Source organism: Frischella perrara, from assembly GCF_000807275.1.
Lineage (GTDB): Bacteria > Pseudomonadota > Gammaproteobacteria > Enterobacterales > Orbaceae > Frischella > Frischella perrara.
The window spans coordinates 331,283-357,401 of record NZ_CP009056.1 but is presented as its reverse complement, the minus strand read 5'-3'; the positions used below and the strand labels follow the sequence as shown (position 1 = coordinate 357,401).

Below are 26,119 nucleotides of genomic sequence, written 5' to 3'. Positions count from 1 at the left end.
ATGATTAATATTGAACCGTTTTCAGGATCATACACTTACAGTGATGTCCAATTTTTACTAAAACGCGTTGAAATGGAAACTACACCTGTTGAAATAAAAGAACAATTAATTCAATCAGGAAAGAAACACTACTCGGAAATGATTAGTCGTGAAGATGAACCGACTAGCTGGCACTTAGATTTATTCGAAAAATCAATACAGAAAGAAGGTCAACGTTTAGCGAAAGAAGTATTACAACTTGCTATTTTTTTAACTCAACAAATTCAAACACCAATTGTGCTCGTAAGCCTAGTTCGTGCAGGCGTACCATTAGGTGTAATGTTAAAAAGAGCACTAAAAGATCTTGGTAAACAAACTTACCATTATGGTGTCAGCATTATTCGCGATCGCGGTATTGATACCGTTGCGATGGATTGGATTGAAAATAAACATGGTAAAGAAGGCATCGTCTTTGTGGATGGCTGGACAGGTAAAGGAGCCATTACCAATCAACTTCAGCAGTCTTTAGCTTTAAGACCGGGTTATCAAGATAAACCAAAATTGATTGTTTTGGCAGATCCTTGTGGTTGTGCTTGGGCTTCTGCAAGTGATGATGATTGGTTAATTCCATTTGGTATTATGGGAGCGCCTGTTTCAGGAATGATATCTCGTTCAATTTGGTTAAATGGCGATTTACATGGTTGTATTCAATGCAATCATTTAGAGAAATATGATTGCAGTCAATATTTAGCCGATATCGTCGACCAACATCGACGCCAAATTGACGCCACCACATTACCAAATGTCAGCTTCAATCCGAACAAAAAACATGAGCTATTCCAAATTAGCCAACAAGTTATACAACATTTGGCTGAAAAATATAATATTACTAATTTAAATCGAATTAAGCCTGGTATAGCTGAGGCAACTAGAGCCGTTTTAAGAAGGATTCCTGATTACGTTTTAGTTCGAGATCGTAATGATCCTGATGTAAAACTACTCATTTATTTGGCCGAAAGCAAGAACATAAAAATTATAGAAGATAATAAAAATTTAGGGAATTATCGTGCAATTACAATTATAAAGAAGGTCTCTGATGAATAAAAAAATATCACCTTGGAATATTGGTTCAAGTTTATATATTCCGGCGAATAATCCAAATATTGTTGATATTATAATTCATAATAAATATCAAGACTTAAAATCAGTCATTATCTGTTTAGAAGATTCTGTTAAATTGGAAGATATAGGCTTTGCTAAAGATAATTTGCTAAAAAGTATATTACATATTACGGATCATCTAAATCAAACATCAGATGAACAAGTACCTCTTATTTTTATACGCCCTAGAAATATCGATATCGCAAATTGGATAATTGCTAATTTAAACCTAACCTATGTTGCTGGCTTTGTTATTCCAAAATTCGATCAAACTTGCCTAAATGATTGGTGGTCTACTTTACAAAATACACAATTATTGATGATGCCAACTTTAGAAACACAAGATGTTTATAATATGGTTAAAATGCAACAGCTATCGGATACATTATCAGTTCACCCTTGTCGTGAGCGAATCCTTTTATTACGTATTGGTGGTAATGATTTAATGAATGGACTACGATTGCGACGTCATAAAAATATGACACTCTACGATGGACCTGTTGGCTATCTTATTAAAATGTTAGTTGTAATCTTCGCCCAAAATGGATTTTATCTTACAGCGCCAGTATGCGAACATTTTTCAGATAATGATTTATTAGCAAAGGAAGTAGCCTTAGATATTTTGCATGGTTTAGTTGGAAAAACACTCATTCATCCATCGCAATTGGAAATCATTAATCAGATTTATCGGGTCACAGAACAAGAATATACAGAAGCCAAAAAGATTTTATCTGTTCCGCAAGGTGGAGTATTTAATATTAATGGTTCAATGTGTGAACCGTCTACCCAACATCGCTGGGCAAGCGATATTATTGAAAGAGCTCAATGTTTTGGTATTGATTAATTAATAATTTTCATTAAATAAAAATTAATCGTAAAAAGTTACTTGTTATAAATAATATTTTTGAAAGGAGTAAAATTATGGTATCACTTAAAAAAAATCAAACAATTTCGCTTAAAAAAGAATCTTCAGCATTAAATCAATTACATTTTGGTCTCGGTTGGGATCCGGTTATACGTCATAATTCAACTAAAAAAGGATTTTTCAGTAGTTTGTTTTCTTCACAAGATGATTCCATTGATTTAGATGCTAGTTGCATCATGTTAGATGAAAACGGTAAAAAAATTGATGAGGTCTGGTTTGGCCATCTTAAATCTAAATGTAAGTCAGTTATTCACAGTGGTGATAATATAACTGGTGAAGGAGATGGGGACGATGAAGTTATTTATGTTTACTTACCAAAGCTACCTTTCGAAGTTGAATATTTAGTATTTACAGTTAATAGCTTCAGAGGACAGACATTTAACGATGTAGATAATGCTTTTTGCCGTGTCTTAGATCAAAATAATAAAGAGCTTGCTCACTATAGATTATCTGAGCAAGGTCCACATACAGGAATTATTATTGCTACCCTCAAACGTAATGGTGGCTCGTGGGACTTCACCGCACAAGGTTTTCCTTGTATTGGTAGAACAATTCGTGAGATGTACGCACAAATTGTTAATAAGGTAATTGGTAGATGATAAATTTAACTTTAGGTGCAAATACCATCATTAACCATAATGATATTATCGTAAAAATTAGTTCAGGTTTACCGGTTGATGCTTCAGCATTTCGACTATTTGCTAATGATAAGGTAAAAGATGATCTTGATATGGTTTTTTATGGACAGCCAAATAATGAAAATGGCTCAATTTCATGGAAACAAGACCACAATAAAAATCATGAATTTATTGTAAACCTATCAAAACTGGCCAATGATGTTACGAAAGTTGCCTTTACAATTAGTTGTGATGAGTATCAACCAATTAGTCAGTTATCTAATTTATCTATTCAAATTATAGCCAATAATCAAGTCATAGCCGTCGGGGAAGTGGATATTACTGATCGCCCAGAAAAAGCATTAATTATGGGCGAAATTTATCGGCGAAATTCTGAATGGAAATTTAGATTTATTGCTCAAGGATTCAATGGTGGGTTGAAACCGTTAGCAGAGAATTTTGGCGTTAATATTGTTGATGAAGAAAATTCCTCAGAGACTATAACCAATCAAGTAAGTAATGCCAATCAAGTAAATAATTCCAATCCTTCAAGTAAAGTCAATCTTAACAAAATATCTTTGTCTAAATATAAAACTATGGTTAGTTTAGACAAACAAGATAATTATGGAATGATTGGTATCAATTTAAATTGGAATAAGTCAAATAAAGAACAAAAGGGATTTTTATCAAGTTTTTTAAATATAAATAAAAAAATTGATCTTGATTTAGCTGCATTTGTACGACTAAAAGATAAAAGTATTTATGTAATTCAAGCATTAGGTAACACATTTGGCTCTTTAAATTCTCCTTGCTATGTACAATTAATGGAAGATGATCGTAATGGTTCTAATAAAAACGATGAATGGATATATATAAACGGAAAATACTGGAAACAGATTGATGAAGTACTCATTTATACATTCATTTATGAGGGAGTGCCAAATTGGAATCAAATCGATGCTACCGTTAGTGTTCAAGTACCAGGACAACCTGAAATTGAGACTCAGCTTACTGAAGGTAATAACAAAAATAGATTATGCGCTATTGTGCAGCTAAAAAACGATAAAGGAGCAATAAAAATACAACGTCTTAACAAATATTTTCGTGGTCAACGGGAGTTAGCTCATGCTTACCGCTGGAATTTTAGATGGCAAGCGGGGCGTAAATAAGATAATTTATAGAGCGTCACTGCAATTTGCTTTAAAATAATAAAATTAAAAGTATAAATAATGCTAGTAATATGGTAGTTCTAAACATAGATATGATAATAAAACAATGTGTTAGAGCTAAAAGCAATGTAAATATGTAATTAGGATGAAAATGACAACATTTCTCGGTTTTCCAATACAAACAACGATTGTATTTGTATGTTTATTAGTAGGTGCCTTATTTATCGATCTATTTACACATCGAAAAGATAAGGTTATTAGTTTAAGAAGCGCTATATTATGGTCGGTATTTTGGGTCATCATATCACTGTTATTTGCTGTTTATCTTTTCTATAGCTATGGTTCAGAAGTTGGTAGTTTATTTATAACAGGCTATGCATTAGAAAAAGTGTTATCGATTGATAATCTGTTTGTAATGATGGCTATTTTCTCTTGGTTCTCAATACCTAGCAAATATTGGCATAGAATTCTTTATTGGGGAATCATTGGTGCTATTATATTCAGAGGGATCTTTGTTATCATTGGAACAGGACTGCTTAGCTTAGGTTCTTATGTTGAATTAATCTTTGCTTTTGTGGTTGGTTGGACTGCTGTAATGATGCTTAAAAATGATGATAGTGATGAAGAAATAGAAGACTATTCTCAACATTTAGCTTATCGTTTAGTTAAACGAATTTTCCCAGTTTGGCCCAAAATCTATGGTCATAATTTCTTTATTAATAAAAAACAAGTTAACGAGGAATTAGCTAAGCCAGAAAATAAAGATTTAGTAATTAATAGTGGTGCAAAAGCAACCATTTTTGCTACCCCTTTATTTTTATGTTTAGCCGTCATTGAAATTTCCGATGTGATGTTTGCATTTGACTCTGTACCTGCTGTCATTGCCGTAAGTCGTGAACCATTGATCATATATAGTGCAATGATGTTCGCAATTTTAGGTCTACGTAGTATGTATTTTGTATTAGATGCTTTAAAACGATATTTAGTGCATTTAGAAAAATCAGTAATGGTGATCTTATTTTTTATTGCGCTAAAATTATTCTTAAATGCAACTGATCATTTATGGGGTCATGGTTATAACATTTCAGCTTCAACAAGCCTAATTATCGTACTGACAATTTTAGCACTCGGCATCATAGCCAGTTTGCTATTCCCTTCTAAATCAGAAGAGTAAATAAATTAAGTTAATATAAATGAAACAAGGAGTTAAATATGGGTGTTTCTCTTTCTAAAGGTGGCAACGTTTCTTTAAGCAAAACCGATCCGGGTATGAAAAATGTACTAATCGGACTAGGATGGGACGTACGTGCCACTGATGGTCAAGATTATGATCTTGATGCATCAGTTTTTCTTTTAGCAGAAAATGGCAAAGTTCGTAATGATTTAGATTTTATATTTTATAATAATTTACGTTCAGCTGACGGATCTGTTGAACATACAGGAGATAATAGAACAGGGGAAGGTGATGGTGATGATGAATCAATTAAAATCAAACTTGATAAAATCCCTGCTAATGTCGCTAAGCTCGTTTTCGTCGTTACTATTCATGATGCAGCAGTGAGAAGACAAAATTTTGGTCAAATAGAAGGTGCTTTTATTCGATTAGTTAATGATGATACCCAGATCGAGGTTGCGCGATATGATTTAACTGAAGACGCTTCAACTGAAACTGCAATGCTATTTGGTGAGCTATATCGACATAATGGTGAGTGGAAGTTCCGTGCGGTTGGTCAGGGCTATGCCGGTGGTTTAGCTTCTGTTTGTGCTCAATACGGTATTAACGCATCTTAAAATAAGAAGGAATTAAAAATGGCTGTATCACTAGTAAAAGGTGGCAATGTATCGTTAACAAAAGAAGCACCAACTATGACAGTAGCAATGGTTGGTTTGGGCTGGGATGCCCGTGTTACTGATGGCAAAGAATTTGACTTAGATGCTTCTCTATTCATGTTAAGCGAAAATGATAAAGTACTATCAGATTCTCATTTCATTTTCTTTAATAATACTAAAAGCCCATGTGGTTCTATTGAACATCAAGGGGATAATAGAACAGGGGATGGAGATGGCGATGATGAACAAATTAAAATCAACTTATCTCAAATCCCTGATAATGTTAAAAAGTTAATTTTCAGCGTTACCATTTATGATGCTGAAAATCGTAAACAAAATTTTGGTATGGTTTCTAATAGTTTCATACGTGTATATGATAATGATAACGGAGTAGAAATTGCTCGTTTTGATTTATCTGAAGATGCGTCAACAGAAACAGCTATGGTTTTTGGCGAACTTTATCGCCATGGTTCAGAATGGAAATTCAGAGCTGTTGGTCAAGGGTTTGCTGGTGGTTTATCAGCAATGGCATCACAATATGGTGTTTCTGTTTAAATTAATGATTATTTACATGGCTAGTCACAATTCTTGTATAAACTAGCCTGTATATAATAATTAAAAAGACTCAATATAATTGCATCGTCAAATTTGATGACAGAATAACACTCAATAAGTGTTATTCTTTTTTATTTGTCATAATAATCTAATATTGCCTGACTAAATTCGCTATAATTAACAAATAGAAACTCATATTTAATTAATGCAATTGGTGTAAGCTAATTTTCAGTGAGTTAAAATACATATAAAAAGCAATGTGAGCAATTTTTAGAGATTCGTTATGGAGCAACACAATATTATTATGACAACCAAACAACCCATAAAAGGTCGTATACACTCGTTTGAATCCTTTGGTACTGTTGACGGTCCTGGTATTCGTTTTATTGTTTTCTTTCAAGGTTGTTTAATGCGTTGTTTGTATTGTCACAACCGCGATACTTGGGATTTAAAAGCAGGTCGGGAGGTAACTGTTGACGAACTTATGAAAGAAATTGTCACCTATAAACACTTTATTATTCCAAATGGTGGCGGTGTTACAGCATCAGGTGGCGAAGCGATGTTACAAGCTGAGTTTGTAACTGAATGGTTTAAAGCTTGTCACGAGCAAGGAATAGGTACTTGTTTAGATACCAATGGCTATGCCCGTAATATTGATGAAACTACTCATGCTCTTATGGAGCAAACTGATTTAGTCATGCTTGATCTTAAACAACTAAATGATGATATTCATCAAAAATTAGTCGGTGTATCAAATAAACGCGTCTTAGAATTTGCTCAATACTTACAGAAAATCAATAAACGTACTTGGATTCGCTATGTAGTGGTACCAGGATGGTCTGATGATGATGATTCAGCCCATCGATTAGGTAAATTTATACAAGGTATGAAAAATATCGAGAAAGTAGAAATGCTGCCGTATCATAAAATGGGGGCATACAAATGGGCGACTTTAGGTGATAAATATATGCTTGAAGGCGTTGAACCTCCGCCCCGTGAAACAATGGATCGTATTCAAAATATAATCCAAAGTTATGGTCATGAAGTTACTTTTAGTAAATAAATTAATGACAATTTAAAACTAGGGGCAATTTGCCCCCTTCTATTTGTTTCTCTATTCTAAATTAACCCAACTGTTTTCGAGCATTGCGGAACATTCTCATCCATGGGCTATCTTCTCCCCAATTATTAGGATGCCATGAATTAGCTACTGTTCTAAAAACTCGTTCAGGATGTGGCATCATAATAGTTGCACGTCCATCACGTGAAGTAACGGCTGTAATACCATTTGGTGAACCGTTTGGATTAGCGGGATAATTTTCAGTAACTTTAGCAAAGTTATCTATAAATCTCATCGCAACCAAATTGGCATGTTCAATAGCAGTTAAATGATCATCATGTTTTACTTCAACACGCCCTTCACCGTGAGCAACTGCAATTGGCATATGAGAACCTGCCATATCAGTAAAGAAGAGTGATGGGCTAGTTTGGATCTGTACTAAACTGAACCGAGCCTCAAAACGTTCAGATAAATTTCGTACGAAACGTGGCCATAAATCTGCACCTGGTATGAGATTTTTAAGGTGTGACATCATTTGACAGCCATTACAGACCCCTAGTGACAATGTATCTGGACGATGAAAGAAATTCTCAAATTCATCACGTACCGCTGGATTAAATAAAATTGATTTTGCCCATCCTCCGCCTGCACCTAAAACATCACCATATGAAAATCCACCACAAGCTACTAAAGCTTGAAAATTATCCAGTTTTATTTTTCTAGATAATAAATCGCTCATATGAACATCTAATGCTTCAAACCCAGCACGATAAAAAGCAGCTGCCATTTCAACATGAGAATTAACTCCCTGTTCACGTAAAATGGCAATTTTCGGCTTAATACCTTTGACTATATACGGCGCAGCAATATCTTGATGAATATTAAAAGTTAATTTGACATTTAGACCCGGATCATCCTCTTGTTGTTTAGCAAAATGTTCATCATCAGCACATTCCGGATTATCACGTAATCGTTGCATTTGCCAAGTTGTTTCAGCCCAATAAGTTCTCAATAGATTACGACTTTGCTGATAAATAGGATTTTGTTTATATGAAATTATAATATCATCCCCGGCTATTGCACTACCAAAATCATAAACATATTCAGATAATCCATATGCGGCTAAACACTCATTAACTTCAGTCATTGCTGTATCAGCCACTTGAATAACACAGCCTAATTCTTCGGTAAATAAAGTTGATAAAAGATTATCGCCTAATTGAGTGATATCAATATTTAAACCACAATGCCCTGCAAATGCCATTTCTAATAATGTAATGATGAGCCCACCATCAGAACGGTCGTGGTAAGCCGAAATTAAATCTTTTGCGACTAACTGTTGTATCGCTTGATAAAATTTAGCTAGAACATCAATATCACGTATATCAGCAGTCTCTTTTCCTAGATGACGATAAACTTGGGATAGCGCAGTTGCACCTAATGTTTGATACCCACAACCTAAATCAATGAATAATAAACGATTAGGTTCAGTGTTTAGTTGAGGTGTTACCGTTTTTCTTACATCTTCAACTCGTGCAAAAGCAGAAATGACTAGTGACAATGGCGCTGTCATTTCTCGCTGTTCACCATTTTGCAGCCAAGTTGTTTTCATTGACATTGAATCTTTTCCAACCGGAATTGCTAGACCTAAAGCTGGACACAGCTCTTCACCGATAGCTTTTACTGCAGCATATAATCCAGCATCTTCACCGCCATGACCTGCTGCCGCCATCCAGTTTGCTGATAGTTTTATACGTTTGATATCACCAATATAATTAGCTGCAATATTTGTTAAGGCTTCCCCTACTGCTAATCTGGCTGATGCTGCAAAATTCAGTAAAGCAACGGGTGCTCGTTCACCCATGGACATCGCTTCACCATAATAACTATCTAAACTGGCTGTAGTTACTGCACAATCAGCCACTGGGATCTGCCAAGGGCCCACCATTTGATCGCGAGAAACCATGCCTGTTACAGTACGATCACCGATGCTAATTAAAAAAGTCTTTTCTGCTACTGCCGGTAAATGTAATACACGATTAATCGCATCCGCGATTGTTATTTCATTTACTGCAAACTCATCACCCTTGGCTTTTTGTGATTTAACATCCCTTATCATTTTAGGTGTTTTACCGAGTAATACATCAAGCGGTAAATTGATCGGATCATTATCAAAATATTGATCATGTAAAACTAATGCTTGTTTAGCGGTTGCCTTACCGATGACGGCATAAGGAGCCCGTTCACGTAGGCACAATTCCTCAAACAATGGTAAGCTCTTAGGTGCAATAGCTAATACATAACGTTCTTGTGATTCATTAGACCAAATTTGAAGTGGTGACATACCCGGTTCATCATTGAGTATTTTTCGTAATTCAAATTGACCGCCACAACCGCCATCACTCACCAATTCAGGCATAGCATTAGATAAACCTCCCGCACCTACATCATGAATAAAAAGTATTGGGTTAGCCTTACCTAATTGCCAACAGCGATCGATTACTTCTTGACATCGCCTTTCCATCTCTGGGTTATCTCGTTGTACTGAGGCAAAATCTAAGTGTTCATCAGATTGACCGGATGTCATAGATGATGCTGCACCGCCTCCTAATCCGATATTCATTGAAGGACCACCTAATACAACTAACTTAGAACCCGCTGGAAACTCACCTTTTTGAATATGTTCCTTGCGAATATTTCCAATACCGCCAGCTAACATTATCGGTTTATGATATCCTCGTAACTCTTTACCATTATGACTATTCACTTCTTCTTCATAAGTACGAAAATAACCCAACAATGCCGGACGCCCAAATTCATTGTTAAATGCTGCCCCACCTAATGGACCATCCATCATGATTTCTAACGCAGATACTATTCTGTCGGGTTTACCAAAATCGCCTTCCCATGGTTGTTCAAAATTAGGAATACGCAAGTTAGAGACGGAAAAACCCATTAGACCGGCCTTCGGTTTAGCTCCTCGCCCTGTCGCACCTTCATCACGAATTTCACCACCGCTACCCGTTGCAGCACCCGGCCAAGGTGAAATAGCGGTAGGATGATTATGTGTTTCCACTTTCATTAAAATATCAGCATATTCTTGATGAAAACAATATTGATTATTTTCATGATCAGCAAAGAAACGACCTACCATTGAACCATCCATTACAGCAGCATTATCTTTATAAGCTGAAGAAACATACTCTGGTGTTTTTTCAAAGGTATTCTTAATCATTTTAAATAATGATTTTGGTTGTGGCTGACCATCAATAATCCAATCAGCATTGAAGATCTTATGACGACAATGTTCAGAGTTAGCTTGTGCAAACATATAAAGTTCAACGTCACTTGGATTGCGTTGTAAACGTATGAAACTATCCAATAAGTAATCAATTTCGTCCGTTGCTAAAGCCAGCCCCAACCGCACATTAGCTTCTTCTAAAGCTTTACGACCACGCGTTAAAATATCGATTGTGGTATATGGCGTTGGTTGCTGAGGCGTAAATAATTGTTCTGCATCAGTTAATTTAGTTAATACACTTTCCATCATGCGATCATGTATCAATGAAATAAACTCGGCTAATTGCTCTTTTGATAATTGTTCGCCATCAAAACAATAAGCAATACCGCGTTCTATACGCTTAATCTGTGCCAACCCACAATTATGAGCAATATCCGTTGCTTTAGAAGACCAAGGCGAGATAGTACCAATTCTTGGTATAACTAAATAAAGCTGCTCTGTCAGATCCTGTTGCTCTGCATGAGGACCATAAGTTAATAACTGATTTAATGTGACTTGTTGATCGCAAGTTAATGGTGCAGATAAATCAACAAAATGAATATACTCAGCATAGATCTTTTCGATAGGAAGATGTTTATTATGACAAACAGTAAGTAATTTGTTGATACGGAAGGTAGATAACGCCGGTGAGCCACGCAGGATTTCCATAATAATTCTCTTTTTATTTAAGATTATATAAAGCCGGACTAAAAATAGAGCATCATTATAAATTAAATCAGATTATTTTTAAAACACCTGTTAGTGAAGTTAATGATAAATCATCATTTATTATGTTATTTACGTATCATAAATAACAATTATTTGACCTTTAAATATACAAAGCATATGCTTTTCGTTTAAGTCAGCGGTGTAATGATAGTTCAATATGACCAAAGTTATCATAGCAATCCGTTTAAAAACTCATTTCAACATTACTTATAATTGCTAAGGAAAAATAATGTTAATACTTAGTGCCAATGACATTCAGCAAATTTATACTATGCGTGATGCTATTGAAGCGGATAAAAAAGCTTTAAAAGCTTATACCGAAGGACAAAGTTCTGTTCCATTACGTAGTCATTTCCGTTTACAACATGGTCAAACACTGATTATGCCTGCCCATATCAAGAACACCGATATATGTGGTTTAAAAATAGTATCAATTTTCCCTGATAATCCGAAATTAGGAAAACCTTCTGTACCCGCACAAGTATTTATTCTTGAACCGCAAACCGGGGAAGTGTGTGCAATAATTGATGGCACTTATTTAACTCAACTACGCACCGGTGCAGTACAAGGGGCTGCAACAGAATTATTAGCAAAGAAACATTGTATTAACGCCGTGCTTATTGGTACGGGTGGTCAAGCAGCATCCCAGTTAGAAGCAATGCTAACTGTTAGACAACTCAAAAATGTAGCTGTTTATGGTTTAAATAAATCCAAAGCACAGCAATTCATCTATGACATGAATAAGCGTTTTGCACATTTTGGTGCCAATATTTACTATTCCGACAATCTTGATGAAGATATTGCTCAAGCTGATATCATCACAACAGTCACGACTTCAAACCAGACTACATTCAACGGTGAATGTGTTAAAGCTGGTACTCATATTAATGGAATCGGATCTTATACGCCTGAAATGCATGAAATTCCGCCTAATATTGTTGAGCAAGCAGCCATAAAAGTATTGGATACGAAGGAAGGAGTCTTTAGTGAAGCTGGTGACATCATTGACCCTATTAATAATGGTATGGTAAGACCGGATCAATTTATTGAATTAGGTGAATTAATCCTTAATGAGCAACGGGGACGTCAGAATGAAGACCAAATTACTTTATTTAAGAGCGTTGGTACTGCCGTGTTAGATGTTTATGTAGGGTATGACATTTATTGTAAAGCTAAGGCAATGAATATTGGAACATATATCTAATTTTTAATTTAATTGATAACTCTAAATTAAACAGTCTAACTAACAACATTTTAGTGGATGAAGAATGCACAAAGAGAACCCATTATCACTGGCGAGTTATGGCGTTTCTCTTTGTCATTTACACTATTACTAATGCGGTTCGCGCTGATACTAGCTTTGCATTAGCTTATTTTCATCAAGAATTTAATCTAAATCATACATCAGCATTTTTTAGTTAGTCTATGCTTCCTTATCTAGGCGTTAAATCAAATTTTATCTGGTATTTTAACCACTAAAATTGGAGTCAGAAAACCTATACCGACGGTATAAGCACTAACCATTAAGTGGATTCATTTGAACAAATCGCGTAAACAAAATATGATTTTATGCTGAAGATACATTTTCTAAAATAACCGGTCCTTTATTATCCTATTCAGATTCTTTAACCTCATAAGATTCCTTAGATAACGGTATTTTAAAAAAGACCGACTAATTGCGTTACAGTGAATAACAGATTGTCCCCATTCAGCAACCATCTATTTTCCTATTAGATAGAAAACCTATGCAAAATTAGACTTTGGCATAAACATATCTTTATGCTTTTATGCTAAGCTTCGATGTAAAATATTTAATAGTTGCCTTAACTCTTTTACATCAAGCTGACCTGGTGCAGAAGCATTTTTAGCTGCCCCAAAAGTGAGATCTGAACCAAACGTTTCACCTGCTATACGACTAATAGCACCTTTTCCCGACATCGACATTGTTATCAGTGGTTTTGTAGCATATTTTTCTTTCATTTCTGTCGTCGCTGCAAGTAATGAAATGACATCTTCTGTAGTTCGTGGCATAACGGCGATTTTAGGAATATCAACACCTAGATCTTGCATTTTTCGTAAACGAGCAACGATTTCATCTTTAGCCGGTGTTTTATCAAAATCGTGATTAGAAGCGATGACTAAAACATCATGTTGATGGGCTAAAGCAACCATTTCTTTCACATATTCATCCCCAGTAAAAAGCTCTATATCCACAAAATCAATAAAACCACTGGTTATTAATGCCTTATTAAGATTGATATAGAACTCTATAGACGCAGGGTATACACCGCCTTCATTTGCGGTCCTAAAGGTGAATAAAATAGGTTTATGACCAATAATAGCCTGTATTTTACTTGCCATTTGTTTTACTTTTTCAATATCATCAACATGTTGAAAATGGTCTACACGCCATTCCACCACGTCAAAATCGATATTTTTCAAAAATTCAACTTCACCTAATAATGCTTGTTCGGTTTTACCAACAACTGGAACAATGATTTTTGGCGCACCGGTGCCAATCTCTAAACCTTTTACTGTAATTTTAGTCATGTGATCTCCAATGTGTTAATATGGTTAACTACTGTCATTTGTTGGATTTAAGCAAAAAATGTTAACACCTACTAACAGCTAAAATTATTTATATCCAATCAATTCACTTATTATGCCAAGTTGCTAATTAGCATAGTTGTTAGGTAATGCTAGCGTTAAAACAGTGTCGAAATAAAGAATTACCCGTTTCAATAAAGATTGTTAAGAAAAAACACATTGATATTGTGTCAAAATAACATGCCAACACAAAAATGACACAACGATATATTTTTAATTCAATCAATGATTTATATTGTTTTGTATTGGATAAATTACCTCTATAAACTCCAATAAGAATTTCCAATTTCTATTCATGAAGCAACATAAGATAAATCGTGCAAATCAATCCCTAGCTGTTTAGGCATCGCTACTGAAAATTGCATAAATATGAAAAAGATATTGTACTATAAATCATTGAATAGATAATATTAGAAGCATGTGTAAAAATCTACATTCACCAACCTAGTTATATTAATATAACCAATTCGAGTTGTCTGATAGATATATACATTTATTTCTTGTTATATCATTATTCGCTAAATGAAATAAGTGATAAATGTAAATTGTTTACAATGATTTTACGAATTGAATCTTTCTCGGTCTATATTAGGTTACAACGCACTTAGTTTTCTTCATTAGATTTACATTATTTCATAGGTTAATCTATATTCAGTGCATCAAGCATTTGACTTAATATTTGCATCTCTTCACAATCAACATTAATGACATGGTTAGCCGACTCAATATAGAGATGATGACGTTCCTCTAACACTTTTTCCATTTCATCAAATATTGATAAACCAGTTAATGATGGTCTTTGAGCTACATTTGGATTTTTCATTAATCGTTGTGCAAGCACTTTTGCTGGTGCAGAAAGAAAGAAAACTATACCCTTTTGCTGCATATATTGACGATTTTGTTCCGCTAAAATCATACCTCCACCTGTTGCAATCACACGACATGGTTGAGTTACCTCTTTTAACACTTGGCTTTCACGTTTTCTGAAACCTTCCCACCCTTCTTTTTCAACTATTTCAGCAACAGTACGTTGAGTTTTTTCAAACAAATAAACGTCGGTATCGATAAAAGAGTAATTCAATTTCTCAGCAAGTAAACGTCCTATTGTTGTTTTACCTGCGGCTCTTGCTCCTACTAAGAAGATGGTTGTATTCATATTAATATTCTCTAATAATTAACCAAGTTATAGCCATATGTTATTCATAATTGCCACAATTGCAACTAGTAGTTACACTTTAATTTCAATTAAAAACCAATCATTATTTATCAATCAATTAGCATTATATTTTCTGTAACGATATATTTACAGGAAGTGTTAAGCGAGGTTTGGCATGTTAAAAATCAATTATCTGAATTAATCATATGTTCGAATGGGTACATTTGTACCCATTTTTTAGTAATATAATTATGGACTAAAGAAAACAATTAACACAATACTTCAAGACCTCGAAAGTAAAGTTCAGTGGCAATAGATTGGTGTAAACGCCAATCTAATACAGTAAGTGTAGGATTAACTTTTTTAAAATCTTCAAAAGTCAAAAAATAGCGAATATTATTACTCCCAATACGATTGTTAATATCAGCAATAATTGCGTCAATTTTGTCTTGTCGACGTTTTTTTAGATCTTTCATCGTTTCAATTACATAAGTAGGAATGGTAGAATTTCCTTGTTCCCAATTATGCCAAACTTCTGCTATCGTATTACCAATAAACTCACTTGCTTCAGCAACTTTTAACATAAAATAACGCCGGTAGGCCTGTAATTCAAGATTAGTCATAAATGCTCTCCAACAAGCTTTTAATTTTTAGTGAAAAATCAAACTATAAATAAATTAGTTAAAGTTAAAAACTATTCTTTTCGTACACATTATCAGGATTAAGTTTTGTTCTAAAATGTTCGTTTAAACAATCGAGCTGGTACATTTCATCAACACTAAGCTGAAAATCAAAAGTTTGCATATTCTCGGCAATACGCTACGAATTTGTTAATTTAAATATCACAATTATCCCTTTTTTATCTGCCAACGTAATGTTATTTGCGAAGGAGAATTGTGATATTTATTCGCAATATTACTTAAAATCGACTCATCATCTACTCGACCATGTGCTAACACTTCAATGGTAATATTTTGTAATTGTAAATAATCCATAAGTTCTTGTTGGACTAAGTAAAGGTGAATTCCAACTTGATTAATCATCGGTTGCGTATTGGCTTGCGAATTTACTCATTCAAAATGTGATTGGTGAAAAATACAGACACCCATCGCACGTGCCACTTTATTTTGGTAAATATGTTCTAATGCTTTTCAGATAGTAAAAAAATGATTCTTCATCACTGCCACTAAACTAAAAATAGGTCAAAATAATCCGTTTTAAAGTTCTTTAAAGATTGTTCAAACGATCCTAAATTCTGATTATACTCTTAATCATCATTATTGACTTTAGTCGTTATAAACAATTCATTTCGTTTAATAACACTATGTACAAATACTTCACCGAGCATTTTTTTCTTAGTTACATAATTGCGTGCTTTCAAATAAGCGATGACTATTTTCCTAATGTAACCTTTCCTAATGTAACCATAACCGCATCATTATCTTCTTGAGGAACAATCATTTTAAGCGTACCAAGCTCTAATTTGGCAATAGAGACATCATTATTTAAAGAGATTTGTTTTAATTAATTTTGTCCCTATTATTTCTATCTTAAATGGTATTTTCAATACTTATAGTTAAGGTTTATTTTTCTGATAATGCATCAATAACCGCTTGTTTAGCATTGTCTGATAAATGATGACCTGTCCATATTTTATACTGCTCATTAGCTTGTCCAATAAACATTTCGCGACCAGAAATTGATTTCCACCCCGCTTTTTCAGCATCTAAGCGGAACTGCGTATAATAAGGTGTATAGACAATATCGTAAGCCACTCCCTGCCCTTTAAACCAATCTGCTTGATAAGGAGTTTGTCCTTCATATTTTCCAAGCATTCCTAATGGTGTTGAGTTAACAATAATTTGTGCTTCAACGTTGTGTCGTTGATCCCATTTAACGGTTTTCAAACCAAACTCTTTGGCCAGTGCATTGGGCAAATCTTCAACGATATCCGTTACAGTAATGTCGCTATAACCTAATGTTTGTAAGCCGACTACAGCTGCTCGCGCAGCACCACCTGCACCTAAGAGTAAAACCTGTTTATAATCTTTAGGTAACGGTTCTCGTTCTAGCGGTTCAATAAATCCTTTAACATCGGTATTATCACCACATAACTTATCACCATCCCAGTAAATCAAATTAGCAGCACCTACTTTTTTAACTCGATCTGTCACTTTATCAAGGAATGGGATGACAGTTTGTTTATGAGGAATCGTAACACAGCACCCACGAATATTTAGTAAACGTATTGATTTTATGAAGTCCTCAACTTCCGCAGGTGGCATTGGCCAAGCAACTAGAACTGCAGGAATATTCTGATCTTTGAAAGATGTGGTGTGAATAAGAGGACTTAATGTTTGTCCTAATGGATAGCCGATAATGCCATAAATATCATAAGGTTTAAACTGACTCATACAATGATGTTCCTATCTAAGTGAAGTGTATAATGGTAATTAATCACCAATAATACACATTAATATTATCTACTAAAAATACGCGAAATTAATTATAAAAAAATTATCGCCACAATTTTTTGTTAAGCAACAATAAACTTTTAAGCTACTGGCATTAATGGACGATTTTCTACTGTAGCGAGATAAATTGCTCTTTTTGGGCGATTTTCATTTATCACAATTAGCAATGCATTCGCTTGCTGATGAACAGGAACCTTAATCATCATTCCTATACTAGAATCAATAAAAGCTAATTTAATCACCAAATTCTCGTTTTCAGCATGACTTACAACATTAGTTAACTCTTATTGGTTAATTCAACATTGTGCCCTGACTTAGGAATAACTTATTGCTAACTTCTTTCTCTAACTCAGCGATTGCATAACTAAGATTTGTCAGACTAATAGCAAAATATTCAGATGTATAATTTTGATTTTTAGCGAGTATTTGAAAGTATTTACGTGCTTTGATACTCAATGAATATTTAACTCTAACCATTGACTTATTATTAAGATTAAAACTTTTAACACTAATTGTATCTTTTGACAATAATTGATTTTACTTTTGGCAACTCTCACAATAAAAAGTATTTCGTTGTCCAATACGTTGTGACTTGATTAGTGTATTGCATTCAAAACAAGGCAACTGTGCACGTCCGTAAACTTGCAATTGCTGGACGAAATATCCTGGTTTACCATCAGATTGAGCAAAGTCTCTTAACGTTGTGCCACCTTGAGCAATTGATTTAGCTAATACTAATTTGATTGATTGCACTAACAACGATACTTCTTCATAAGTTAGGGTATTAGCTAAACGGCTCGGTAGTATTTTTGCCATAAATAGTGATTCACTCGCGTAGATATTACCGACGCCAACTACCACATGATTGTCCATAATTAATGATTTAATTGGTACTTTTCTTTTACTTAATGTCGAGTAAAGATAATCAGCATTAAAATCATCACTTAACGGTTCGGGTCCAAGGTTCTTTAATTGCGGTAACCATTCTAAAAATGGAGTCCAAAGCCAAGCCCCAAAACGACGAGGATCGGTGTAGCGTAAAATCACACCATTTTCCATAACTAAATCAACGTGATCATGTTTTTCGGCAGATTTCTCTTGCTGGAGAATGCGTAAACTTCCTGACATACCCAAATGGATAACTACCCAACCGGTTTGAAGTTTAATTAATATATATTTAGCGCGACGTTGGATATCCTCAATAATTTGTCCGTTTATCTGTACAATATCTGTATCAATAGGCCAGCGTAATTTTGGCTGACGTACTATGATTTGATGTATCTTTTGGTTTTGTAAATAAGGACGAATCCCTAAACGGCTTGTTTCAACTTCTGGCAATTCTGGCATAACTAATACTCAATCTTGATTATTAAAGCAATCCTAACATATCTTTAGATGATTACCTAATTGAGTAAATCAAAGATAAATAGCCAAATAATCATATTAAATCAATCCTTTTCCACTCTAAATATTACGGTTGAAACTATGTTTGTCATTTTGCTTGCTATAAGGAATTTCGATATAATAGCGCAGATTATAAGGTCGTTATTTTAACATTTGGAATGACATGAACAATAATCAAGAGATTCATGCTAAATTTAGCAACAAACTACTTCATCCACGCTACTGGTTAACATGGTTTGGCGTCGGAGTTTTCTATGTCTTGGTTTTATTACCCTACCCCATTATTTACCAATTAGGTAAATGTTTAGGGCTTATTGCTAAAAAATGTATGTCTAAACGCCGAGAAGTCGCTAGACAAAATCTACAATTATGTTTCCCTGATTTATCTTCTAATGAATTAGAAAAATTGTTACATGATAATTTCATATCAACAGGTTTAGCAATTTTTGAAACTGGTATGGCTTGGTTCTGGTCAGATAAACGACTAAAAAAACATGCAAGAATTATGGGAGACCATTACATTACCGAAGTTCAACAAACCGGACAAGGGGTATTACTGATTGGTATTCACTTCTTAACCTTAGAATTAGGCGCTAGAATTCTTGGAATGAGCCATCCCGGAGTGGGAGTGTATCGCCCTAATGATAATCCGGTGCTTGATTATATACAATTGAAGGGGCGTTTAAAATCCAACAAATATATGTTAAATCGTTATAATACTAAAGGGATGATACGTGCGCTTAAAAATGGCGAATTAGTTTGGTATGCTCCTGATCATGATTATGGTCGTAAGAATAGCGTTTTTGCTCCCTTTTTTGCTGTTGACAAAGCGGCGACTACCGTCGGTACTTCTATATTAGTCAGATTAGGTAAACCTGCTATTATTCCATTTACACCTAAACGTGAACAAAAAGGTCAATACCTTGTCACGGTTTCACCACCTATGGTAAATTTCCCGTTAGATGATGAGATTGCCGCAGCAACTTTTATGAACAAAGCTATTGAACAAGAAATTTTGACCGCTCGAGAGCAATATATGTGGCTTCATCGCCGTTTTAAAACTCGTCCCCTCGGTGAAAAACCGCTCTATTCGAAAAAAACTCAAAAACATTAATAGGTTAACAATTATTTTCAATAACATTTGGTGATATAAGCCTTTATATGTACTAAAGCATTTTGAGAATAATTGTTTGATCCCCGTCATACTATCCAATTTTATTCCTGTATTATCTTTATTTTAAAGCGGGGAAGTTTTATTATTACTTAATAAAGGCGTCGCCTTTAATAATATAAGAAAAGCAATTATAAGCCAATGTCATTCTGTAAGGAGCCCCACTATGCTAATCAACCGTAGACAGTTCTTTAAGATCTGTGCTGGCGGCATGGCAGGAACAACTGTCGCAACATTGGGTTTTGCGCCTAATGTTGCACTTGCTCAAACCCGACAATATAAATTATTAAAATCAAAAGAAACACGGAACAACTGTACCTATTGTTCTGTTGGTTGTGGTATGTTGTTATACAGTCGCGGTGATGGTGCTAAAAATGCCGTTTCGTCTGTATTTCATGTCGAAGGTGATCCCGACCATCCTGTTAGTCGTGGCTCCTTATGTCCAAAAGGCGCTGGTGTACTGGATTATGTAAAAAGCGAAAATCGCGTTAAATTCCCTCAATACCGTGCTCCTGGTTCTGATAAATGGCAGAAAATCAGTTGGGATGATGCGATCGATCGTATTGCTAGATTGATGAAAGAAGATCGTGATAACAATTTTAAAGCCCAAAATACGGAAGGTAATACTGTTAATCGTTGGACAAGCACGGGATGGTTAGTGACTTCTGCTGCCAGTAATGAAACCGGTTGGTTAGCATTTAAAGTTGCCAGATCATTAGGTATGTTAAGCTTAGAAACACAAGCGCGAGTCTGCCATGGACCATCTGTATCAAGTTTAGCTGCTACCTATGGACGCGGCGCTATGACAAATAATTGGAACGATATAAAAAATGCTAATGTCATTATTGTTATGGGCGGAAATGCTGCGGAGGCCCATCCAGTAGGATTCAAATGGGCAATGGAAGCAAAGATTAATAATGGTGCTGAACTCATCGCTATTGACCCTCGCTTTCAAAGAACCGCATCTGTCGCTGATTTATATGTTCCTATTCGATCAGGTTCAGATATCACATTTTTACTTGGTATTATCAATTACTTAATTTCACATGATGAAGTCAATTATGATTATCTAGTGACTCACAGTAACGCTAGTTTAATTGTCCGAGATGATTTTAATTTTGATGAAAACAACGGTTTATTCAGTGGTTATGATGCTGAAAATCACAAATATGATACCTCAAGCTGGTATTATCAAGTTGATGATAATGGTTACGCATTACGTGATAAAACATTACAACATCCTCGATGTGTGTGGAATTTACTCAAAAAACACGTCCGACGTTATACTCCAGAAGTGGTCAATAATATAACAGGTAGCTCGGTAGATCATTTCCTTCATGTATGCCGATCCCTTGCTAGTACAAAGACCAATAATCGTGCTGCAACCTTTCTGTATGCCCTTGGTTGGACACAACACAGTTATGGTACACAAATTATTCGTACCGCAGCAATGATTCAACTATTATTAGGTAATATCGGGGTGATGGGTGGCGGAATTAATGCTTTACGTGGTCACTCTAATATTCAAGGCTTAACTGATGTTGGCTTATTATCAAACCGTTTACCTGCTTATCTAGAATTACCCAAAGACTCACAACTTACTTTAGAACAATATCTAACAGAAAAAACGCCAAAACCTTTAGGACCAACTGAAGTTAATTTCTGGGGCAATTATTCAAAATTCTTTGTCAGTTTCATGAAATCAATGTACGGCGATAAAGCTACAGTTGAAAATAATTGGGGTTTTGATTGGTTACCTAAATGGGATAAAACGTACGATATATTACAATTTAATAAAATGATGCGAGATGGCGAAGCACATGGTTTAATTTGCCAAGGCTTTAATCCATTAGCTGCGCTGCCTGATAAAAATGCTGTACGTGATGGATTATCAAAACTTAAATTTTTAGTCAGTATTGATCCGATGCCAACTGAAACCGCTGTTTTTTGGCAAAATCATGGTGAATCAAATGATGTTGATTCGAGCAAAATTCAAACAGAGGTATTTCGTCTACCGGCTAACTGCTTTGCGGAAGAAAACGGTACTATCGTTAATTCATCCCGATGGTTACAATGGCATTGGGCGGCGGCTACACCACCGGCTGAAGCAAAATATGATCCTGAAATTATCGCACGCATCTTTTTACGCATAAAAGAACTTTATGAAGAAGAAGGTGGTCCTTGTCAAGAGCCAATACAAAACCTAACTTGGAATTATAAAATTCCGGATGAACCTTCCGCCGAAGAATTAGCTAAGGAATATAATGGTTATGCATTGACTGATCTAAAAGACGCCAATGGCAATATTACGGTGAAGAAAGGACAATTATTAAATAGCTTTGCACAATTAAAAGCTGATGGTTCAACTTCCAGTGGGATTTGGATATTTTGTGGTTGCTGGACTGAGCAAGGAAATCAGATGGCGCGACGTGATCCAACAGATCCATCAGGAAAAGGGATTCATGCCGATTGGGCATGGGCATGGCCTGCCAATCGTCGCATTCTCTATAATCGAGCATCGGCCGATGCCAATGGTAAAGCATATGATTCAAATAGATTATTAGTTGAATGGAATGGTGAGCGATGGACTGGAAATGATATTCCTGATTTTACTGCTAACCTATCACCGAGTGAGGGTGCGGGTGCATTTATCATGAACAATGATGGATTAGGCGGGTTATTCTGTTTAAATCGCTTAGTTGATGGACCTTTCCCAGAGCATTATGAACCATTTGAAACACCTATTGCGACAAACCCATTGCATCCTAAACAAATTAATAGTCCAGCTGCACGTGTATTTGCCGAAGATTTAACACGTCTAGGAAAAGCGGAACAGTTTCCATATGTTGGTACCACCTATAGCATTACTGAGCATTTCCACTTTTGGACTCAACATGTCAAACTTAATGCCATTATTCAACCACAACAGTTCATCGAAATCAGTGAAAATTTAGCAAATCAAAAAGGCATAAAAGTTGGTGACACTGTAAAAGTAAGTTCCAACCGCGGTTACATAAAAGCGAAAGCTGTGGTAACAAAACGCTTACCAACATTGACCGTTGACGGTAAACAAATTGAAACAATTGGCATACCAATTGTTTGGGGATTTACTGGTCAAACTCAAAAAGGGTTTTTAGTTAATGAGCTTACCCCTCATTTAGGTGATGCTAATTCACAAACACCTGAATATAAAACCTTCTTAGTCAATGTTGAAAAAGTTTCAGCAGAAACTTCACCTGTATAGTGGATTGGAGAAAATTACTATGTCATTACAAACTCAAGACATTATCAAACGCTCAGCAACCAACCGACTGACTCCAGCACCAAGGGCTCGTGAGTTTCAACAAGAAGTGGCTAAGCTTATAGATGTTACTACATGTATCGGTTGTAAAGCATGCCAAGTTGCATGCAGTGAATGGAATGATTTACGCGCCGAAATTGGACATACTGTAGGGGTCTATGATAACCCAGCAGATCTAGCACCTAAAGCATGGACAGTAATGCGTTACTCAGAGGTTGAAGTTAATGGTCGCTTTGAGTGGCTAATTAGAAAAGATGGCTGTATGCACTGCAGCGATCCGGGTTGCTTAAAATCCTGCCCATCAGAAGGAGCAATCATTCAATATGCTAATGGAATCGTTGATTTTCAGTCGGAACATTGTATTGGTTGCGGTTATTGTGTTGCGGGCTGTCCATTTAATATTCCTCGAATCAGCAAAGAAGATAATCGCGCTTATAAATGCACCTTATGTGTTGATCGTGTTGCTGTTGGACAAGAACCAGCATGTGTGAAAACTTGTCCAACTGGAGCCATTCATTTTGGTACGAAAGAAGACATGATCAATTATGCTAACAATCGAATTGTCGATCTCAAAAAACGAGGCTTTGAGCATGCGGGTTTATATAATCCTCAGCAAGTAGGCGGAACGCATGTTATGTATGTTTTACATCATGCCGATCAACCGAATTTATACCATGGCTTACCAAATAACCCTCATATTAGTGAAATTGTAAAATTCTGGAAAGGTGCTTGGAAACCAATCTCAGCAGCCGCATTTGTTGCCACATTTGCTGGATTAGTTTTCCACTATATGGCAGTTGGACCAATTGACGTTGATGAAGAAGATGTCGAACGAGAAAAAGAATTTGAGCAGGAAGCACGTAAAGCCTTTCTAGCTAAAAATGCCAAAACGACATCCACAATTATTGAGGAGAATCGTCATGAGTAAAAAGGATATGATTTTAAGAACCCCGTTATTAGTCAGATTTTGCCATGTATTTATTGTCATTCTTTTTATTATTACCGCATTATCTGGTTTATCGCTGTTTTTTCCATCAATAAAAGCCTTCGGATTAGTGTTAGGAACTCCGCAACTGGTTAGAGAATTGCATCCTTTTTTGGGGGGGATAGTTTTTATCCTGTTAATGTTTATGTTGGTCAGACTTGCACATCATAATATCCCTAATTGGGATGATATCCGTTGGATGAAACATATTAAATCAATAATTAGCGGGAAAGAGCCAGAAGATATTCCAATTGGCAAATATAATGCCGGACAGAAAGTTTTATTCTGGTGCATTATGAGTTTGATCACCGTATTAATGGTAACTGGTCTGATAATGTGGCGTCGTTATTTTGCAGAATATTTCTCAATAGAAATAATACGAATCGCGATTTTTTTTCATTCATTAGCGGCAATTGGTTTAATTTTGTTAATTATAGGTCATGCCTATATGGCTTTTTGGGTTAAAGGTTCAATCAAAGGTATGATTAACGGACACGTTTCAAGGGCATGGGCAAGGAAAAACCATTCTAAGTGGTATCATGATGAAATGAAAAAAATATATATCGCCGAACAAGAAGCAGAGAACAAATCTAATCAAAAAGAAAATAATAGCCATAAGAAACTCGCTTAGTCATACTTAATGCTAGTTTGCTGGACATAAAATGATTTATGATTCTCTATGATTGAGAAGAACATTGTGTTGTATATAGACAATTTTTTCTGTTAACTATTTAGAGTTAATTAATAATCTTCAACAGTAGGTTTACTATGAGTATCAAAATTGTTCCGCAAGAACAACTTACACAACAACATAATAAAACCAGTATTATACCGAATATACCGTTAGTTTATTATCCCTCCCCTAAGTCGTTATATGCTAATCGCTTAGCACGAATAACCCAACTTACAATGGATAGTCCATTAAGTGATTATCTTACCTTCTGTCATAAAATTGTCTTAGCTCAATCAGAAATTGTCGCGCATGAGCCACTTCACTGTGATTTTGCTCATTTAGTTCAGCAAGGTGCAGCTCATGATTGTCCTCCCTTATCGCTTGAAAATTTACCTTTAAATGATACTTGGTTTAATTACCTACACAAAATCATAGCGATGACTCAAGCTATTAACACAGAAATTGATGCCATTCTTAACCAATTAAAAAAATACACCAAAGATGAATTATTTGCTAAAGCACAACATTTACTTATGGGACGATATGCAGAAGTTAGTAGCAATGAATCGTTATTTATTTGGTGTGCACTTTCTGTATATTACACACAACTAGCCAGCCTACTTCCCGGAAAAGCCGTTGCGGATACAGCTCAACAGTGTTGGCATTGCCCTGTTTGCCAAAGTAGCCCAACAGCCAGTATTATTCATATCGGTCAAAACACAGGTTTACGTTATTTACATTGCAGCTTATGTGAAAGCGAGTGGTACGTACCACGTGCAAAATGTACTAATTGTGATAATTTAGAGAATATTACCTATTATTCCCTTGATCGTGAGCTTTCTGCTATTAAAACTGAATGTTGCGAAAAATGTCATAGCTATCTAAAAATATTTTACCAAGACCAAGATCCTCATTTGGACATTGTTGCTGACGATATTAATTCACTAGTATTAGATATGGAAACTGAAAAATTAGGATTTGCCAAAAGTGGGATTAATACTCTATTATTTTCAATAAAATAAATATCATAAAATGAAAGTGAA

The 26,119-nt window shown here is 35.2% G+C and carries 22 protein-coding genes; 14 read left to right on the top strand and 8 right to left on the bottom strand.

Annotated elements, in window-relative coordinates; genetic code table 11:
- From FPB0191_RS01675 to pflA, 8 genes are all read left to right on the top strand, one after another.
- Positions 1-1,083, top strand: coding sequence for a cysteine protease StiP family protein (locus FPB0191_RS01675; RefSeq protein ID WP_039103534.1), 1,083 nt, complete (start codon positions 1-3; stop codon positions 1,081-1,083).
- The gene (locus FPB0191_RS01670; RefSeq protein ID WP_052236683.1) at positions 1,076-1,984 is read left to right on the top strand and encodes an HpcH/HpaI aldolase/citrate lyase family protein; all 909 of its coding nucleotides are present in this window, start codon (positions 1,076-1,078) and stop codon (positions 1,982-1,984) included. The genes FPB0191_RS01675 and FPB0191_RS01670 overlap by 8 nt, the downstream gene beginning before the upstream one ends.
- A gap of 77 nt (positions 1,985-2,061) precedes the next feature.
- A complete protein-coding gene (locus FPB0191_RS01665) occupies positions 2,062-2,664 on the top strand; it encodes a TerD family protein (protein ID WP_039103532.1) in 603 nt (200 codons plus the stop codon).
- The gene (locus FPB0191_RS01660; RefSeq protein WP_039106445.1) at positions 2,664-3,851 is read left to right on the top strand and encodes a TerD family protein; all 1,188 of its coding nucleotides are present in this window, start codon (positions 2,664-2,666) and stop codon (positions 3,849-3,851) included. Before FPB0191_RS01665 ends, FPB0191_RS01660 begins: the two co-directional genes overlap by 1 nt.
- Before the next feature lie 151 nt (positions 3,852-4,002).
- The gene (locus tag FPB0191_RS01655; protein ID WP_039103530.1) at positions 4,003-5,025 is read left to right on the top strand and encodes a TerC/Alx family metal homeostasis membrane protein; all 1,023 of its coding nucleotides are present in this window, start codon (positions 4,003-4,005) and stop codon (positions 5,023-5,025) included.
- Positions 5,026-5,063: 38 nt separating this feature from the next.
- Positions 5,064-5,642 (top strand): TerD family protein, encoded by a 579-nt coding sequence (locus tag FPB0191_RS01650; protein ID WP_039103529.1) that lies wholly within the window; start codon positions 5,064-5,066, stop codon positions 5,640-5,642.
- 18 nt (positions 5,643-5,660) lie between these two features.
- A complete protein-coding gene (locus FPB0191_RS01645; protein ID WP_039103527.1) occupies positions 5,661-6,236 on the top strand; it encodes a TerD family protein in 576 nt (191 codons plus the stop codon).
- Between the two features lie 283 nt (positions 6,237-6,519).
- Positions 6,520-7,299, top strand: a complete 780-nt coding sequence (gene pflA / locus FPB0191_RS01640; protein ID WP_219997393.1) for a pyruvate formate lyase 1-activating protein — start codon at positions 6,520-6,522, stop codon at positions 7,297-7,299.
- Between the two features lie 61 nt (positions 7,300-7,360).
- On the opposite strand, the gene purL is transcribed toward pflA, so the two are convergent.
- Positions 7,361-11,248, bottom strand: coding sequence for a phosphoribosylformylglycinamidine synthase (gene purL, locus FPB0191_RS01635; RefSeq protein ID WP_039103525.1), 3,888 nt, complete (start codon positions 11,246-11,248; stop codon positions 7,361-7,363).
- Positions 11,249-11,534: 286 nt separating this feature from the next.
- On the opposite strand from purL, the gene FPB0191_RS01630 reads away from it, so the two are divergent.
- Positions 11,535-12,509: an ornithine cyclodeaminase gene (locus tag FPB0191_RS01630; RefSeq protein ID WP_039103524.1), complete on the top strand. Its 975-nt coding sequence runs from the start codon at positions 11,535-11,537 to the stop codon at positions 12,507-12,509.
- 581 nt (positions 12,510-13,090) lie between these two features.
- Here FPB0191_RS01630 and aroD read toward each other — a convergent pair.
- The 7 genes from aroD to mutM form a co-directional block, all read right to left on the bottom strand.
- Positions 13,091-13,855, bottom strand: coding sequence for a type I 3-dehydroquinate dehydratase (gene aroD / locus FPB0191_RS01625; RefSeq protein WP_039103522.1), 765 nt, complete (start codon positions 13,853-13,855; stop codon positions 13,091-13,093).
- A gap of 697 nt (positions 13,856-14,552) precedes the next feature.
- Entirely contained in the window at positions 14,553-15,068 is a 516-nt protein-coding gene (gene aroL / locus FPB0191_RS01620; protein ID WP_039103520.1) for a shikimate kinase AroL, read from the bottom strand.
- 269 nt (positions 15,069-15,337) lie between these two features.
- Entirely contained in the window at positions 15,338-15,691 is a 354-nt protein-coding gene (locus FPB0191_RS01615; RefSeq protein ID WP_039103519.1) for an Aca2/YdiL-like domain-containing protein, read from the bottom strand.
- A gap of 225 nt (positions 15,692-15,916) precedes the next feature.
- Positions 15,917-16,111, bottom strand: coding sequence for a hypothetical protein (locus tag FPB0191_RS01610; protein WP_039103518.1), 195 nt, complete (start codon positions 16,109-16,111; stop codon positions 15,917-15,919).
- Between the two features lie 540 nt (positions 16,112-16,651).
- Complete coding sequence (locus FPB0191_RS01605) at positions 16,652-17,482, bottom strand: shikimate dehydrogenase family protein (RefSeq protein ID WP_039103516.1); 831 nt, start codon at positions 17,480-17,482, stop codon at positions 16,652-16,654.
- A 140-nt stretch (positions 17,483-17,622) separates the two neighbouring features.
- A complete protein-coding gene (locus FPB0191_RS12410; protein WP_272866966.1) occupies positions 17,623-17,748 on the bottom strand; it encodes a hypothetical protein in 126 nt (41 codons plus the stop codon).
- A gap of 331 nt (positions 17,749-18,079) precedes the next feature.
- A complete protein-coding gene (gene mutM, locus FPB0191_RS01600) occupies positions 18,080-18,889 on the bottom strand; it encodes a bifunctional DNA-formamidopyrimidine glycosylase/DNA-(apurinic or apyrimidinic site) lyase (protein ID WP_039103514.1) in 810 nt (269 codons plus the stop codon).
- A gap of 220 nt (positions 18,890-19,109) precedes the next feature.
- On the opposite strand from mutM, the gene lpxL reads away from it, so the two are divergent.
- From lpxL to fdhE, 5 genes are all read left to right on the top strand, one after another.
- Positions 19,110-20,060, top strand: a complete 951-nt coding sequence (gene lpxL / locus FPB0191_RS01595; protein ID WP_052236682.1) for an LpxL/LpxP family Kdo(2)-lipid IV(A) lauroyl/palmitoleoyl acyltransferase — start codon at positions 19,110-19,112, stop codon at positions 20,058-20,060.
- Positions 20,061-20,283: 223 nt separating this feature from the next.
- A complete protein-coding gene (fdnG, locus tag FPB0191_RS01590) occupies positions 20,284-23,361 on the top strand; it encodes a formate dehydrogenase-N subunit alpha (protein WP_082018207.1) in 3,078 nt (1,025 codons plus the stop codon).
- A 19-nt stretch (positions 23,362-23,380) separates the two neighbouring features.
- Positions 23,381-24,346, top strand: coding sequence for a formate dehydrogenase subunit beta (gene fdxH / locus FPB0191_RS01585; RefSeq protein WP_052236681.1), 966 nt, complete (start codon positions 23,381-23,383; stop codon positions 24,344-24,346).
- Positions 24,339-25,034: a formate dehydrogenase subunit gamma gene (locus tag FPB0191_RS01580; protein ID WP_052236680.1), complete on the top strand. Its 696-nt coding sequence runs from the start codon at positions 24,339-24,341 to the stop codon at positions 25,032-25,034. Before fdxH ends, FPB0191_RS01580 begins: the two co-directional genes overlap by 8 nt.
- A gap of 137 nt (positions 25,035-25,171) precedes the next feature.
- Positions 25,172-26,098, top strand: a complete 927-nt coding sequence (gene fdhE, locus FPB0191_RS01575; protein ID WP_039103512.1) for a formate dehydrogenase accessory protein FdhE — start codon at positions 25,172-25,174, stop codon at positions 26,096-26,098.
- The last annotated feature ends 21 nt before the right edge of the window (positions 26,099-26,119 follow it).